The organism is Nonomuraea sp. SYSU D8015 (genome assembly GCF_008065375.1).
Lineage (GTDB): Bacteria > Actinomycetota > Actinomycetes > Streptosporangiales > Streptosporangiaceae > Nonomuraea.
The window spans coordinates 66,595-82,634 of the sequence record NZ_VJYI01000035.1 but is presented as its reverse complement, the minus strand read 5'-3'; the positions used below and the strand labels follow the sequence as shown (position 1 = coordinate 82,634).

The 16,040-nt window shown below is 69.3% G+C and carries 13 protein-coding genes; 8 read left to right on the top strand and 5 right to left on the bottom strand.

Annotation, left to right across the window (positions count from 1 at the left end; all coding sequences use genetic code 11):
- Positions 1-80: 80 nt before the first annotated feature.
- Positions 81-818, bottom strand: a complete 738-nt coding sequence (locus tag ID574_RS54925; RefSeq protein ID WP_188197056.1) for an AfsR/SARP family transcriptional regulator — start codon at positions 816-818, stop codon at positions 81-83.
- 486 nt (positions 819-1,304) lie between these two features.
- Between ID574_RS54925 and ID574_RS54920 the strand changes: the two genes are divergently transcribed.
- The 5 genes from ID574_RS54920 (at position 1,305) to ID574_RS54900 (ending at position 6,396) form a co-directional block, all read left to right on the top strand.
- A complete protein-coding gene (locus ID574_RS54920) occupies positions 1,305-2,282 on the top strand; it encodes an AraC-like ligand-binding domain-containing protein (RefSeq protein WP_188197055.1) in 978 nt (325 codons plus the stop codon).
- Positions 2,283-2,636: 354 nt separating this feature from the next.
- Positions 2,637-3,893 (top strand): MFS transporter, encoded by a 1,257-nt coding sequence (locus tag ID574_RS54915; RefSeq protein WP_188197054.1) that lies wholly within the window; start codon positions 2,637-2,639, stop codon positions 3,891-3,893.
- Between the two features lie 144 nt (positions 3,894-4,037).
- A complete protein-coding gene (locus ID574_RS54910) occupies positions 4,038-4,598 on the top strand; it encodes a DinB family protein (RefSeq protein ID WP_223168092.1) in 561 nt (186 codons plus the stop codon).
- A 568-nt stretch (positions 4,599-5,166) separates the two neighbouring features.
- Complete coding sequence (locus ID574_RS54905; protein ID WP_188197052.1) at positions 5,167-5,889, top strand: nucleotidyltransferase domain-containing protein; 723 nt, start codon at positions 5,167-5,169, stop codon at positions 5,887-5,889.
- 162 nt (positions 5,890-6,051) lie between these two features.
- The gene (locus tag ID574_RS54900) at positions 6,052-6,396 is read left to right on the top strand and encodes a YbaB/EbfC family nucleoid-associated protein (protein ID WP_188197051.1); all 345 of its coding nucleotides are present in this window, start codon (positions 6,052-6,054) and stop codon (positions 6,394-6,396) included.
- A 26-nt stretch (positions 6,397-6,422) separates the two neighbouring features.
- Here ID574_RS54900 and ID574_RS54895 read toward each other — a convergent pair whose 3' ends face one another.
- The 4 genes from ID574_RS54895 to ID574_RS54880 all read right to left on the bottom strand — a co-directional run bounded on the left by ID574_RS54895 (position 6,423) and on the right by ID574_RS54880 (position 9,754).
- Positions 6,423-7,376 (bottom strand): WXG100-like domain-containing protein, encoded by a 954-nt coding sequence (locus ID574_RS54895; RefSeq protein WP_188197050.1) that lies wholly within the window; start codon positions 7,374-7,376, stop codon positions 6,423-6,425.
- Positions 7,377-7,389: 13 nt separating this feature from the next.
- Positions 7,390-7,791: a hypothetical protein gene (locus ID574_RS54890; protein ID WP_188197049.1), complete on the bottom strand. Its 402-nt coding sequence runs from the start codon at positions 7,789-7,791 to the stop codon at positions 7,390-7,392.
- A gap of 237 nt (positions 7,792-8,028) precedes the next feature.
- Complete coding sequence (locus ID574_RS54885) at positions 8,029-9,144, bottom strand: tetratricopeptide repeat protein (protein ID WP_188197048.1); 1,116 nt, start codon at positions 9,142-9,144, stop codon at positions 8,029-8,031.
- Between the two features lie 106 nt (positions 9,145-9,250).
- Entirely contained in the window at positions 9,251-9,754 is a 504-nt protein-coding gene (locus ID574_RS54880) for a hypothetical protein (RefSeq protein WP_188197047.1), read from the bottom strand.
- Positions 9,755-10,011: 257 nt separating this feature from the next.
- On the opposite strand from ID574_RS54880, the gene ID574_RS54875 reads away from it, so the two are divergent.
- From ID574_RS54875 to ID574_RS54865, 3 genes are all read left to right on the top strand, one after another.
- Positions 10,012-11,793, top strand: a complete 1,782-nt coding sequence (locus ID574_RS54875; RefSeq protein WP_188197046.1) for an Ig domain-containing protein — start codon at positions 10,012-10,014, stop codon at positions 11,791-11,793.
- A 13-nt stretch (positions 11,794-11,806) separates the two neighbouring features.
- Entirely contained in the window at positions 11,807-15,166 is a 3,360-nt protein-coding gene (locus ID574_RS54870; protein ID WP_188197045.1) for a putative Ig domain-containing protein, read from the top strand.
- Between the two features lie 149 nt (positions 15,167-15,315).
- On the top strand, positions 15,316-15,924 hold the full coding sequence (locus ID574_RS54865) for a hypothetical protein (protein ID WP_188197044.1): 609 nt from the start codon (positions 15,316-15,318) through the stop codon (positions 15,922-15,924).
- The last annotated feature ends 116 nt before the right edge of the window (positions 15,925-16,040 follow it).

The window sequence follows — 16,040 nt, the reverse complement described above, 5'->3', positions numbered from 1 at the left end:
GGACCGCTTCGTCCTTGAACTCCTGGCTGAATCGTCGGTTACGCCCCGCCACAGCCTTCCCTTCCGGTTCTCCCTGAACCTTAGTTGGGGACCTGTCCGGAAGATCCGGGGCACCTCAGTTCGTCCAGTTGGGCGATCTCGGCGTCCCGGCCGACGAAATCGGTGACATCGGGAGGGAGCTGCCGGGGCGTCACTCTATACGTGGGGCGGGAGGGCGCGGTGGTGTCCGGCGTGCCCTCATCGGTCAGGATCATCTGGTGCACGCGCCTCAGCTCCGCTCCGGGCTCTACGCCCAGTTCCTCGGCGAGTTGAGTACGCACGTCCCGATACACCACGCGGGCCACGAGGTACTCCCGAGCCAGCCCTTCCCGGACGCGTCCGGCCCAGCCTCCTGGTATGCCGGCCAGCGGCTCGCCACGCCACAGAGCCAGCGCTTCTTCCAGCAGCTTGACCGCCGCCTCGTCTTCGCCGGCCTCGACCGCTGTCCGAGCACGACCAGCCAGAGCCCGGAACCTGTGCAGATCCACCGCCTGATCCGGAAGCTGGAGCACGTGCCCGCCACCGGCACGCGATAACTCGATCTCCTCTCCCGCTTGCCGGAGGGTCTGCCGCAACCGCGCTACATAAGTCCGGATGCCGGCTCTGGCCTCGCCAGGAGGCGCGTCACTCCACAAGCGGAAGATCAGCGTCTCCACGGGCAGCGGACGGCCCGGCGACAACGCCAGGGACGCAACCACAACCAGCTGTTTGGGAGTGCCCAGCCGGAAGACCCGGCTTCCCACCTCCAAGGTCGGCAGGCCGAGTAATCGCAAATCCACTTTCGACACCCCGCACGTCACCTTGCACGCAACTGCAACGTTTCGTCAACGCGCCAGCTGGAGGATCGGCTGAAGCACGTCGGCAGAGTTGTTTGTTCAGCAGTTCCAATTGAGCTGAACAAACGAGGACTCAAGACGGAGCACACGCGCGAAAACCAAACGCATTCCGTACCGCCCGCAAGTCGGCGGCCACCATCGCAGTGGCCATCGCCGGCACAGTGCTGCCTGTGCCCTCGGCATCAGCCATACCTGCAGTGATATAGGACATCGGCACCCAAGACGCCAGGCCCGGTGTGAAGGGGGAGGCAGGGCGAATGAAATCAAGGAGAATGCGCAAACTCCGGACAGGAAAGAGTGAACATCGACCACATTCCCATGCTGCTCACGCCCGGCTTCGCGTGAAACCACGGTGAAACCGGTGCGATGAATGATGGAAAGCGCTTCCCAACGAAACGATCCCTTTGACTTGAGGCCCCCATGGCATTGGTGAGCTCGGTTCGACTGGACGACGTGCCCATGCGCGAGCGGTTCGACTTCTGGTGGGAGACGGTGGCGCGGTCGGTTGTCGCCGTGGACGCCTCCAGCGATCGGGCCGCCGACTTCCAGGCCGAGATGAAGGTGGTGGATCTGGGCCTGCTCCAGGTGTCGCACGTGAGGTGCGACTCCTTCGAGGCACGGCGCACGCCGCGGCGCATACGCCAGTCCGACCCCGGCCTGTACCAGCTCTCACTGACCCTCCGCGGCCGCTCTGGGATGCACCAGGAACGCCGCGAGTGCGCTCTGGGACGGGGTGATCTCATGGTGTACGACGCCTCCCGCACGTTCCACGCCTGGACCGTGGCCGACGGGAGCACGTCGGAAGGACTGATCGCGCAGTTCCCGCACACCGCCCTGCCGCTTCCCACCTCTGCCGTGGATCGACTGCTCGCTGTTCGTCTGTCCGGCGACGAAGGCATCGGCGCGCTGCTAGCGGGACTCCTCTGCCGGCTCATGGCACAGCCGGACGAGTACACGCCGGCCGACGCCGTCCGGCTCGCCGCGATCATCATCGACCTGGTCGCCGCCCTGCTGGCCCACGAACTGGACGTCGCCCCGGCCGCGCCGCTTCACGACCCGCGACGGGTCTTGCTCCTGCGCATCCAGTCCTTCATCGAGCAGAACCTCGCCCGCCCGGATTTGTCCCCTGCGACGTTGGCCGCGGCGCACCACCTTTCGGTCCGCTCCCTGCAGGCGCTCTTCCAGGAGCAGGGGACCGGCGTGGCGGACTGGATCCGCCGTCGCCGGCTCGAGCGCTGCCGCCGGGACCTCGCCGATCCGGCGCAGGACAGCGTGGCGGTCGGCGTGGTGGGCGCCCGATGGGGCTTCGTCAGCGCCTCCCACTTCACCCGTGCCTTCCGTGCCGCCTACGGCGTGCCGCCCGCGGCGTACCGCCGCCATCGGCAGGAGCTGACCGACGAGCGTTGAGGGTCTGCGCGAACAGGCAAGAGGCGTGCGCCGGGAGGCAACGGCGGGCTCGACGGAGACGCTTTCATAGGTGTTGATCAGTCATACCGGACCCAAGAACTGTGCTCGGATGCCGTCGCGGCGGACGAGCCCGATCGAAGACCGGAAGGAGGTTCTGATGCGCCGGATGCCTGCCGCCCCTGACAACGGATGGTCTGCCCCCGACCAGGGATGGTCTGCTCCCGACACCAGCTGGGGCGCCCCCGACAGCGGGTGGGCTGCCCCCGACAACGGTTGGACCTGACCCAGGACGACCGCGAGGTGACGGTACGGCGGCGCGCGTGCCGTCACCTCGACCACGAGGAAAGGGCGGGCGTGAGCCGGACGGATTACCTTCGGGTGTTCGCCGTCGGTGAGTTCAGCGGGTTGTGGACGGGGGCCCTGCTGTCCAGAGCCGGCGATCAGGTGGCCCGGGTGGCGCTGGCCGTGCTCGCCTACGAGCGCACCGGCTCCGCCGCGCTGACCGCCGCCCTGTACGCGCTCACGCTGGTTCCCTCCCTGCTCGGCGGCCCGCTGCTCGGCTGGCTCGCGGATCGTCACCCCAGGCGCGAGCTGATGATCGTCTGCGATCTGGTGAGGACCGTCCTCGTCGCCGTCATGGCCGTCCCCGGCGTGCCACTGCCGCTGATCGGTGTCCTGGTCTTCGCCTCGCACCTGCTGGAGTCCCCCTCGCGGGCCGCCCGCATCGCGATGTTGCCAGACGTCCTGCCCCCCGCGATCTACTCGACGGGCGTCGCGATCAACCAGCTCACCCAGCAGGTCATGAGCCTCGTCGGGTTCGCCGTGGGCGGCGTGGTCGTGGCCGTGGCCGGGGCCGGTGTGTCGTTGGCCTTCGACGCCGCCACGTTCGCCGCGGCCGCGGCCATCACCGCCCTGTTCGTCCGGTCGCGCCCCGCGGCCGGCCGGGACGGCCCCGGCCGTTCATGGTGGTCGTCCACCACGGCGGGGATGCGGCTCATCGCCGGCACACCGTCGCTGCGCAGCCTGTTGGGGCTGGCCCTGCTCGCCGCCTTCCACAACATCCCCGAGGCGATTGCCGTGCCGTACGCGCACGCGCTCGGCCTGGGAACAACAGAGGCGGGGATCATGATGGCGGCGCTGCCCGTGGGGTGCGTGATCGGGATGTTCGTGGTGACCACGTTCGTGCCGGAGCGCACCAGGCTGCTGCTCATGGCGCCGATGGCGGTCCTGGCGAGCGCGCCGCTCGTGGTGAGCGCACTGCGGCCCGGCTTCGTCACGGTACTGGTGCTGTGGGCGCTGACCGGCATGCTGACGGCTTATCACGTCCCAGCGAACGCCGAGTTCGTCCGCATCGTCCCGAACGCGCAGCGGGGTCAGGCCGTGGGTCTGGCTTCCTCCGCACTGGTGGCCGTCCAGGGCCTGGGCGTCCTGCTGGGCGGCGCGCTCGTGGAGTGGGCGGGGCCCGAACAAGGGCTGGCCATCGCCGGGCTCCTCGGCCTGGCGGCGAGCGTGGCTCCCGCGATGGGCTGGTTCCGGGCCCGGGCCGGGCAGGCGACGCAGGGGACGGAGAGTGCAGAGGATGGCCCTGTGGGGCGGCGATCCCGGCGATGACACCAACGAGGGGGTGGTGGCCCGGGGCTGTGTGGTCGACAGAAGGACCATTACCCGGCAGGCCCACCTGCGCAACAGCGGAAATCGCGTTATCGCGCGGAAATTCGATGGCGAGCCGGATAACCGAGAACCACAATGGCCAGAGTGACCGACCAACCCCAACGGTGGAGTCAGGCAACCGTCTACCCAGACATGTGGGCAGACCCGGATAAGGATCCCCGCGACAACACCGGAGTCAGTCCGGATGGCGAGCTGGCGACGCTGCAGGATTACCTGAAGAACTACAGACTGACCCTGCTGATGAAATGCGAGGGTCTCAACGCGGAACAGCTGGCCCGTCGGTCGGTGCCGCCGTCGACCATGTCGCTGCTCGGCCTGCTCCGGCACCTCGCCGAGGTAGAGCGGGATTGGCGCGGCTGGATCCTGCCTGGCGACCCTCCACCGAAGCTGTACGGCGCGCGCGACGCCGACTTCGACGGAGCGGTCGCCGAAGAGGCGGTGGTCGAGGCCGCATACGCCGATCTGGCCCGTGAGCAGGCGGCCACCGACGCCGTGCTGGCCGAGTATGCGGATCTGGGCGTGCGTCTGGGCAAGGACGCCATCGCCGTCCGGGAGCTGCTGGTGCACCGGATCGAGGAGTACGCCCGACATTGCGGCCACGCGGATCTGTTGCGGGAGTGCATCGACGGTCGCGTGGGTCAGTGAGGCGTTCAGTACGACGACCCGGTGGCCGACGGTAATCAGATCTACTGGGAGGTCAGCGGGTTGTCCTGTTCCACCAGCGCGGGTGCGGTCGCAGCACGCCGGACGCCGGTTTGCTGGAGACCGACCTGTCGGTCAACGCCACCCAGCACCTCATCGCCGACATGGAGTTCCTGCGTGGGCACCTGAGCATCGACACATGGCAATTGCTCGAGGTCTCGTGGGGGCTCGACCCTGAGCCTGGCCTACGCGCAGCAGTACCGGGAGCGCGTTAGCGAGCTGATCCTGTTTCGGTCACCGCGGGGCGCCGCAAGGAGATCGAGTGGATCACCCGTGACGTTGGACGGATCTTCCCGAAGGAGTGGGAACGCTTCCGCGACGCCGTACCCGTTCAGGACCGTGAGGAGAACCTGCCGGCCGCCGCACGTGAGCAGCTCGACGTGAGCGGGCCCCTTGAGACTGCTTGGGAACTGCATAAGAACTGGCCCGGCAGTGAGCTGGTAGTGGTCGATGAGGGGCATGGAGGGACCAAAATGGCGGCGCAGGTGATTGCTGAGACGGACGGGTTCCGATGAGCGCCGAAAGCACCGGGCCACGGGCTCCCCGGCTCGCCGACATCCGGTCCCGCTGGCTCAGCGTGACGACCGCCGATCTCCACGACGACCAGGTCGTAGCCGGCGCAGGCCTGGTCGGCTCGCTCGGAGCCGGCCATGCCGACGACTGGAGCGACATCGACCTCCTCGTAGTCGTGGATGACGCATGCCTCGACGACTACGCGGAACCCGGCCGTCTTCCCGCGGGTCCCGGGAAACTGGTGCTCGCCTTCGACGCCCGCCACAACGGCCCACGTGGCACCAGGGCGATCAGCGGACAGTACGTCATCGAAGGGCTCCCTCTCTGGGTCGACTGGCACATCCATCCGGTCTCCCAGGCAAACTGGCCTGCCGACAGCACCGTCATCTTCGACCGGCGAGGGTTCGGCCGTCTCTCGGCCACCTTTTCCGAGCAGCTGGACACCGGCGAACGCGAGCAGGCGACTCCCAAGGGCCCCACCGATCACCGAGCGTTGCGTCTGGCGCTCGTCCCGATCGCGGGCAAACGGATCGTCCGCCGCTCACCAGAGACGGCCCGGATGATCGAGTTCATCGGCGGCCCCTATGAGCCCGATGCGGCCTGGGAGGACCACCTCGCCACTCTGCGTCAGCTACTCGGTGGATTCGCCGCACTCGGCCTGCCCGACAGCGTCGCCGCCGGCCGCGCCTTCCTCGACCTCGTGGAGGAAACCCTCGGCTGACCTTGCTCGGCGCGGATCGCCAAGGCGAGCCGGATCCCAGCCGGGTCGAGCCGGTCACGTCGATCGATCGATGATCGCGCCACTAGGTGCCGTTGCCTGACCTGGATTCCTGATGTCGGAGAAATTCTGCAACTTATGTGACTAATGGGTGGATAATGCCTCATGGCGGAACGCGATCTTCACACCGGGGACCTCGGACTCGACCGGCTCATGGCGGAGTTCCAGGCGAACTCCACGGAGTTCTCCGATGTCATGGGCATGGTCGGCGAGGTGGTCGGCCAGGCGGCGAGTCCGGATGGCAAGATCAAGGTGCGGGTCTCGTCCTCGGGGCAGCTGACCGCGCTGCACATCGATCCCAGGGCGATGAGGCTGGGCTCGCAGGAGCTGGCTGACGCGATCATGGATCTGTCGCGGCGCGCGACCGAGGACGCGGCGCGCCGCCTCATGGAGGTGACGCGGCCCTACCTCGAGGGCGATCGGCAGGGTGACCCTCGCCGGCCCCGGTAGCCGACACCGGGCCGCGGTTCGGTCGTTCACCTGACCCGCGGGATGAGGCTGCGCGTCCCGTGGATGAGGAACTTCTGGTACATCTCCTCCTTTGTCAGCCCGTGCTCCGAGCCAGGCAAGGGGTTGTCCCCGTGCTGCGCGTCCAAGACCATCGAGTACGTGGTCGAGGCGGCCATCCGAGGGATGAAGCTCCCGTTGTTCAGCGTCATCCCGTTCGGCAGGGGGATGTTGGTGGAGGCAGTACGCAGCCCCGGCACCTTCGCCGTCAGCGCCATCCCTCCATCGGCGACCGCGTCGAAGGCCATGTTCGCCACGAAGTGCTCGCGGAACGCGGTGAGGTTGTAGCCGGCCGACCTGACGTCGTTGCCGGACTGGTCCGTCTTGATCCCGCCCGCGTAGTTGAGTCCCAGGGGCAGCACCACCTCGCCCGTGGCGTACGCCACGCTGTCGGCGACCCAGTAGGAGAAGGTGGGCAGTAACAGGGTGACGAAACGGTGCGCGGTCAATCTGAGCAGGATCGCCTGTCGCTTCATGATCGCCTGAAAGAGCTTCCAGGTGAGCACCTGGTATCCGATGGTGAACATCATGTCCACCGTCATGATCCAGCACAGCACCTTCAGCGCGTGATTGATCTTCTCGATGACGTCGGCGTAGGCCCGACAGGCATTGGCCGCGTCCCGGTGTTTGAGGGAGACCGCGAGGACCGCGGGGCCGAATTCCTCGTTCCAGAACTTCTTGAATTCGTCGACCGCTTGGTCGGAGCTCTTCTGCCAGACGGCCTCGGCGGCCGCGTTCGCCTCCCGGAAGTGCTTGTCGATCGCATCGGCGATGTCGTCCAGGACGTCGGCCGCCTCGCGGATCCGGTCCGGGTCGCCTTCGAGGTAGGAGACGCCGAACAGGAATTCGGGCGCGAGCAACCCTGCCAGACCGGCACCGGCCATACCACCCAGAGCGAACTTGGCCCCGAGCCCGATGGGCATGTCCGCCTCCTTTTCAGGCCCGCTCTACCGGAGTGGTGGGCACGCTGATCTCGTCGTCCTTACGCTGGGCGAATTCGACCAGGTGCTTCACGAATGCGTTCTTGTCGACCATGCTGGCCCAGTCGGCCGCTTCTACGTTCTTGCTCATGGCCACGACGGAGGAGCCGATGTGCTTGTACGCCTCGCCGAGATTGTGCAGGGCCGTGCTCAGATCTTCATAGGCGCTGTCGAAACCGGGGTGACCGTCCTTGCCCCTGCGGAAAATCTGGGCGGCTTCGTCGCTCGCCGGATTGCCGAAGTAGGCGATGAGGGGTTCCAACTGCGCGCGGAGTCGGGTGACGCTCCGGTCGAATTCGCCGCCCTCGGTGTGGATGGCCTTGCCGCTGCCCTCCATGCTCGAATGGTCGATGTCCACCGTGGTCCCCTCCCGCAGACGTGACTCTGTGGCCAGTCTCTGTACGTTTTATTGCCAAGAGATGACCCTGCCGTTTCAGTTGTGAACTGGGTGGTACAGAAGGGTGCGAGTGGCTTGGCACGCCCGGAGCGCAAGGGGAGGGGATTGCAGGCTGACGGTGCGCGGAGTTCGGCTCCCTGTGGTCGACCTATCGCCCGGCGGACAACCGGCCGCGGAACTCGGCGGTAGCGCTCTGGATCAGCCGGTTCCGGAACGGCCTGCCACGATGGCACCGAGGTGGCTACGACCAGTGATCGCGTCGGGGTGCGCGACGTCCAGCATCGGCAGCCCGGCCTCCACCATCTGCTGTGCCTCGGCCAGCCGTTCCTCGTGCTGCAGGAAGAGCCCGAGCGCGATCCGCGAGCGGCCGAGCAGCTCGGGGTCGTTCCCGAGATCGGCCTCGGCCACGGCCTCGCGCAGGCGTTGCTCCGCCTCGGCCGGGTGGCCGGCCGCCGACAGCGCCAGACCCCAGTTCCGCAGCACCTGGGCGCGGAGGTCGTGACGGCCGATGGCGTCCGCCCGGGTGTGCGCCTCCGCGTACGTCCGCAGCGCCTGGACCGGGTCGCCGGCGTTGTCCTGGGCGATGGCCAGGCCGAGCGTCGCCATGAGCGCGTCCTCATGCCTGCCCTGCCGGTCGTAGGCGGCGAGCACCTTCTGGATCGCCTCCACCCGGCCCGTCTGATCGCCGGCGTCGTGGCCGATGTTCGCCAGGTGGGAGAGGGCGTTGAGCGTCGTCTGGTGGTCGGGGCCGACGTGCGACTCCAACGCCGCGACCAGGCCGGTCTCCGCCCGCAGCGCCAGCGCGCCGGCGATCCGCTCATGGCGGTTGCGCCCGTAGGTGCCGATCGCCTCTTCGATGACCTGGCGAGCCTGACCGGCGTCGCCGCGCCGGAGGAGGACGTCGGCCAGCGGCTCCAGACAGAAGGCGTAGCCGGGATGCTCACGGCCGTAGAAGTCGTGCCGCTCCTGGAGGTTGTGGCGCAGCTCGTGCTCGGCGTCGTCGAGCCGGCCGAGCATGGTGAGCACGGTGCCCAGATTGAGCCGGTACGTCAGGTGATCCTTGTACGCCTCCCGGTCGCCGACGGGCGGCCTGGAGCAGGCGCTGCGATAGCACTCCACGGCTCGGTCGAACTGACGGGAGCTGAACAGGACGTTGCCGAGGTCGCACTGGGCGGATGCCCACTCCGGGCTCCCGTGGCCGTACTTCTGCTCGGCGGCCTGCAACTCCCTCAGCATGAGCTGTTCGGCGTCGATCAGCCTGCCCTCTTCGAGCAGGCTGTAGGCGATGTCGAGCGACGTGGGTGATCCTGACATGGGCGGGAGTATAGAGATCAGTTCCGCTCAGCCTGACTTTTCCGCTCTGTCCACCCCTGCTCCGGATCGTCCCCGCGGTCCCGATCCGGTGCTGGATTCCGGGTGGTCAGTGAGGGGCTACCAGGGTCTTGAGCGTGACGATGGCCACGCCCAGTGCGAGGTTGGCGACCGCGAAGACGACCACGACCCGTACGGAGGAACGGGCCGTGACGGCGGCCGCGACGGCCCAGGCGACCTGGCCGGCCACCGCGACGACCATCGCCGTCCACGTCGCGACCACGTCGGACATGCCGAACGCCGAGGCGAAGGCGGCGGCCACGGCGGGAGGGAACGAGGCCTGGGCCACCGGCCAGTCCCGCCGGCAGGCCGTGCCCAGCCGCTGCCAGGTCAGAGGGTGGATGCCGCTGCTCACGACCGTGGCGTAGACGTGGGCGAGCCAGAACACCACGCCGGTGCAGAGCAGCACCACCACGAGGTTCCCCGCCGAGATCGGCGTGCCGTCCACCGCGCTGCCGGCCACCACGGACGCCGCCAGCAGCGAGCCGTACACGGCGCCCGCGAACTCGACCCGCTCCGGAAGGCTGCCCGGGTCACGGTGACGCGCGTTCATGGCAGCAGTGTCGTCGGAATGCGGCGGTTCCGGCCGGTCGGCGTGCGGGAGGATGCCTAGTTTTGGGCTGCTCGACGACAAGCTCCGATCAGCGCGGCGAGCCGGGCGGTCCTCTGCTCCTAATGCTCCGAAATATTTCGGGAGGGCAGGTTCCGCCCTGCCCGGTTCCCTCGGTGGAGGCATCCGCGATATATCTACGCCGAGCCATAGAAAGCGGTTTCTATGCTTCTCGGCCCCTCGACTCCGAAGGAACCCCCATGACCGACCCCCACGGCATCGGGTTGACCCGGCGCACCTTCATCCAGGCCGCGGGCGCGACCGCCGCCGCGTACTCCCTCGTCAGCACAGTGTCCGACGCCGCGAACGCCGACGAGAGGCCCGAGGCGGCCGACCGGCTGGTCGTGTACCCCGTCCCCGCCGGGGTCCCGACCAACGCGAGCTTCTCGGTCAAGGCCCGCACCCCTCACGGTCAATGGCAAACGGTACCTGTCCTCCGTGGCCAGACGAAGACGATCAACGAGAAGACCGGCGCGGGCATCCTCAGGAACACCTCGGTCGCCACCTTCGACTTCAGCGGCACCGTCGAGGTCGAGGTCACCTCCTCCAAGGGCGCGATCGGCTCCGCCCGGATCCGCCCGCTGTCGTACGGCGTCAAGCACGAGGCGACCGGCGACACCGTGCGCTTCAGCCTCACCGAGCCGCGCAACCTCTCCATCGAGATCGACGGCGAGATCTTCGACAACCTCCAGCTGCACGCCAACCCGATCGAGGCGCAGCGCCCCGAGCAGGGCGAGCCCGACGTCATCTACTTCGGCCCCGGCCTGCACACCGTCGCCGGCAACGTGCTGATGGTGCCCAGCGGCAAGACGGTGTACCTGGCCGGCGGCGCGGTGCTGAAGGCCCGGGTCGAGTTCAACAAGGTCGAGAACGCCCGCCTGCTCGGCCGGGGCATCCTGTGGAACGCCGACGGCGGCATCACGGCGGCGTTCTCCAAGAACATCGAGATCGACGGCATCATGGTGCTCAACCCGCGCACCGGCTACGCCTGCACGATCGGCCAGTCCAAGCAGGTCACCGTCCGCAACCTCCACTCCTACAGCAGCGGCCAGTGGGGCGACGGCATCGACGTGTTCAGCAGCGAGGACGTCCTGATCGAGGGCGTCTTCATGCGCAACAGCGACGACTGCATCGCCATCTACGCCCACCGCTGGGACTACTACGGCGACACCCGCAACGTCACCGTACGCGACTCCATCCTCTGGGCCGACGTCGCGCACCCGGTCAACATGGGCACGCACGGCAACCCCGAGAAGCCCGAGGTCATCGAGAACATCGTCTTCAGCAACATCGACGTCCTCGACCACCGCGAGCCCCAGATCCTCTACCAGGGCTGCTTCGCCATGAACACCGGGGACAGCAACCTCATCCGCAACGTCCGCATCCAGGACGTGCGGGTGGAGGACTTCCGCTGGGGCCAGCTGATCAACCTGCGGGTCATGGCCAACCGGTACAACTCCGCGCCCGGCCGGGGCATCGAGGACGTGTACGTCCGGAACCTGAAGTACGACGGCAAGAACGCCAACATGTCGGTCATCGTCGGCTACGACGCGGACCGTCCCGTCAAGAACGTCACCTTCCAGAACCTGGCGATCAACGGCACGGTCATCGCCGACACGATGCAGAAGCCCCGCTGGTACCTGACCCCGGACATGGTGCCGATGTTCGTCAACGAGCACGTGAAGGACCTGCGCTTCCTGGACTCCGCCACGCCCGCGGCCTCGGTCGCGCCGCAGGTCACCAGCGCGGGCGAGGCCACGGCCACCGCGCGTCAGGTCTTCAACCACCTGATCACCGCGACCGCGCTGCCGACGTCGTTCGCCGCCGACGGCCTGCCGAAGGGACTCACGGTCGACACGGACACCGGCCTGATCTCGGGAATCCCGCAGGTCCCCGGCACCTACACGGTCACCGTCTCGGCCACCAACAGCGTGGGCACGGCGACGAAGTCCCTCACCGTCAGCGTCGGGCACCCCGCCTGAGCAAGGAGTCCCTGTGCATCCCCTCAGCCGACGATCGTTCCTCGGCGTGGCGGGGCTCGCGGCCGTGGCCGGAAGCGGGCTGCTGTCCGCCTCCGCCACGCCCACCTGGGCCCTGGACGCGAAGGAAACCCAGGCGAGAAGAGCCTTCGCCCATCCCGGTCTCCTCCATTCCCGCGAGGACCTGGACCGGATGAAGTCCGCGGTGGCGGCAGGACGCGACCCGATCGCCGCCGGCTTCGCCGCGATGGCCGCCCACGCCCGCTCCCAGCACACCTACACCGTCCAGAACACCGGACAGATCACCACCTGGGGCCGCGGCCCCACCAACTTCGCGAACCAGGCCGTCGCCGACGCGGCCGCCGCGTACCAGAACGCCCTGATGTGGGCGATCACCGGCGACGTGCGCCACGCCGACAAGGCCCGCGACATCCTGGACGCCTGGGCCTCCTCCCTCACCGGCGTCACCGGCGCGGACGGCCAGCTCGGCGCCGGGCTCCAGGCGTTCAAGTTCGTCAACGCGGCCGAGATCCTCCGGCACACCGGCTACGACGGCTGGCCCGAGGCGTCGATGCGGCGCTGCGCCCGCTCGTTCACCGACGTCTGGTACCCGGCGGTGTCCGGCTACTGCCTGTACGCCAACGGCAACTGGGACCTCGCCGCGCTCCGCACGATCCTCGCCATCGCCGTGTTCTGCGACGACCGGGTGATGTTCGAGGACGCCATGCGGTTCGCGACGGCCGGGGCCGGCAACGGCTCCGTGCTCAACCGCGTCGTCACGGCTGCCGGGCAGGGGCAGGAGTCGGGCCGAGACCAGGCCCACGAGCAGCTCGCGGTCGGCCTGCTGGCGGACGCGGCCCAGGTCGCCTGGCAGCAGGGCGTGGACCTCTTCGGCTTCGCCGACGACCGGATCCTCGCCAACTTCGAGTATTTCGCCCGCTACAACCTCGGCGACGACTCCGTGCCGTTCGCGCCCGACCTCGACCGCACCGGCAAGTACATCAAGAAGACCGTCTCCGACCGGCAGCGCGGAGTGATCCGGCCGCTGTGGGAGATGGCGTACGCCCACTACGCGGGACGTCTCGGCAAGCCCGCCCCGTACACCGAGAAGGTCATCTTCAGGGGCGCGGGCGGCACGCGCGCGGTCGAGGGCTACAACGACGACCACCCGTCGTGGGGGACCCTCACCTTCGCCGGCACGGAGCGCGGCTCCGGTCTGCCGGCCGGGGCGCCCACCGCTCCGGCAGGGGTGACGGCGGCGTCCGGTGACGCGGGTGTCGAGCTCACGTGGCCGGCGGTCGTCGGAGCGCAGACCTACGCGGTGTGGCGGAAGGAGCCGGACGCCGACGCGTACGCGCCGCTCGCCGACCGGCTGACGGCGACCGCGTACACCGACCGCACGGCCGCCGCGGGCCGCGCCTACGCGTACACGGTCACGGCCGCCAACGGCCAGGGCACCGGGCCCCGGTCGCTGCCGGTCGTGGCCGCCGGAGGGTTGCCCGCACCCTGGCGGACGGGCGACATCGGCGCGGTACGCCCGAAGGGCTCCACCGGGTACGACGGTGAGCGCGTCACCATGGAGGCGGGCGGCGCCGGGATCGCCGGGGACGCCGACTCCTTCCGCTTCGCCTGGCTGCCGCTGACCGGGGACGGCGCGGTCACGGCCCGGGTCGTGTATCCACTCAGCTCGCAGTACTCGCAGGTGGGCGTCATGGTGCGGGGGTCGCTCGAAGCGGGCGCCCCGCACGCGGCGATGCTGCTCCAGGGCCTGCCGCTGCATGCCTGGAGCGGGGTTTGGACGGTACGGGCCGAGGCCCGGGGCGCCACGCGAGGCACCGGCTCTCTTCCCGTGCCGCCGTCCCAGCGCGCGGCGATCACCGTCAACGCCGGGTTCCCGATCTCCGAGCTGGGGCCGCTGCCCGAGTCGGCGACGCCGCTGGAGTCCCCCTATGTGGAGGCGGCGGGCGACGGCTACCGGCTCCGGATGCCGTACTGGGTGAGGATCACCCGCAAGGGAGCCGTCCTCACGGGGGAGATCTCGCCGGACGGTCACGAGTGGACCACGGTCGGGTCGGACGAGCTGCCACTGGGCGGGAACGCCCTGGCGGGGCTGGCCTTCACCTCCTGCCTGGGCGTCGCGGAGGACTACGCGGAGACCGGCACGGCCTGCTTCGACAACGTCACCGTGGAGGCCGGCGGCCTCAGCTGGTCGGTCTCGGAGCCGGCGGGCCGCGTGAGCGACGTGGAGGCGGTGGCGGACGGCTCCGCGGTCCAGCTCACGTGGCGGGACGACGACCTGTCGGGGCGGTACACGGTGTGGCGCGGGGACGGCGAGCGTGGTCCGTACCGGGTGCTGGCCACCGGCGTCGGCCCGGTCGGCTTCGGCACCCGCACCCGCTTCAGGGATGCCACCGGCGTGCCCGGACGCACGTACCACTACGCCGTCGCGCGCTCCAACACGGCCGGAACGGGTCCGCGTTCGCGCCCGGTGAGCGCCCCGATGCCCCAGCCGTCCGCGGCGCCCGCAGTGTCCGTCCCGGCGACCGTGTACGGCAACGCCGCCCGGCCCTTCCGCCTCGTCGTGCGGGCCACGGGCGATCCCGTGCGATTCACGGCGACGGGCCTTCCCGGCGGGCTCAGCCTCGATCCCCGGACCGGCCTCATCACCGGCACGCCTGCCGCGGCCGGGGAGTACACCGTCCGGCTGACCGCGGAGAACGCGAACGGCTCGGGGACGGCGTCACTCGCGCTGACCGTGGCCGCCGCCCCACCCGGCCCCTGGGCGTACCGGGACCTCGGGGACGTCGTGTACGACGAGCGGCTCCTCGGCACGTACGGCGTGGTGATCGTCCGCACGCCGGGGATCGCCCACCACGACAACGGGGTCTTCACCGTGCGCGGCGCGGGCGCCGACCTCAACGTCAACGGGCAGGGCGCGAGCGCCCAGTTCGCGTACGTGCCGCTCGTCGGGGACGCGGAGTTCACCGCCCGGCTGACCCGGCCGACCGGCCAACCCGGCCGGGTCGGGGTGGTGATGGCGAAATCCCTCAACCCCTTCGACCTGATGGCCGGGACGGTGGTGACCTCGGGAGGGAGCGGCGTCAGCCAGCTGATCCGGCGGCTCAAGGTGGCCGGCAGCGCGCCCGCGGTGAACGGTCCCTCATTCTCCGGAGCGCCGCTGTGGCTGCGGCTGCGGCGCTCCGGACCGGTCTTCACCGCCTCCGTGTCGGGGGATGGCGAGATTTGGACGACGGTGGGGCAGGACACTCTTACGGGCTTCGGCGACGCCCCGTACTACGCGGGCCTCGCCGTGACGTCCGGGAGCCCCGACACGCTGGCCACGGCCGTGTTCGACCAGGTCACCTGGCGTACCTGAGAACGCCCGCCCGTCGTCCCGCGGAGACGACGGGCGCTCGCCGCTGACGTACCAGGTCAAAGGGTTTTGACCGGACGAGGAACACCGTCGTCTCGACCCCCGGAACGGCCCCTCCTAGCGTGGAGATGAGGCCTGAAAGGGGGGACGAGATGTTCATCCAGGTCTTTCAGGGCCAGGTGACCGACGCGGGGGAGATCCGGGAGTCGCTGGACCGATGGGTGGCCGACCTCGCGCCGGGCGCGCACGGCTGGCTCGGCAGCACGGCGGGGGTGACCGACGACGGCACGTTCCTGTGCGTGGTCCGGTTCGAGTCGGAGGAGGCGGCGCGGCGCAACAGCGACCGCCCGGAGCAGGGCCAGTGGTGGATCGAGACCGCCAAGCTCTTCGGCGGCGAGGTGACCTTCCACGACTGCCCCCAGGTGTACGAGTACCTGCGGGGAGGCTCCGACGAGGCGGGATTCGTCCAGATCATGCAGGGTCGGGTGCGCGCTCCCGATCAGCTGCAGGAGATCTTCGCCCACGGCCAGGACAAGCTGGCCGAGTTCCGGCCCGACCTCATCGGCGGCACGGCCGCCCTGCACCGGGACGGAGGCTACACCGAGACCGCCTACTTCACCTCCGAACAGGAGGCCAGGGAGGGCGAGCGCAAGGAGATGCCGCCCGACGTCCGGCAGGAATTCCAGGAGTGGCTGGACCTGTTCGAAGGCGACCTGACCTACTACGACCTGCGCGAACCCTGGCTGTACTCACCACGATGAGGTGACGCCCGGCCTCACCGCCCCGGGACCCGGGTCCCGCCCACGCCGCCCGGGAGGACTGCGGTACCGCAGAGAGATCCGCCCGGCGGTCGAGGAACGGGACTGCGGCGGCCAGC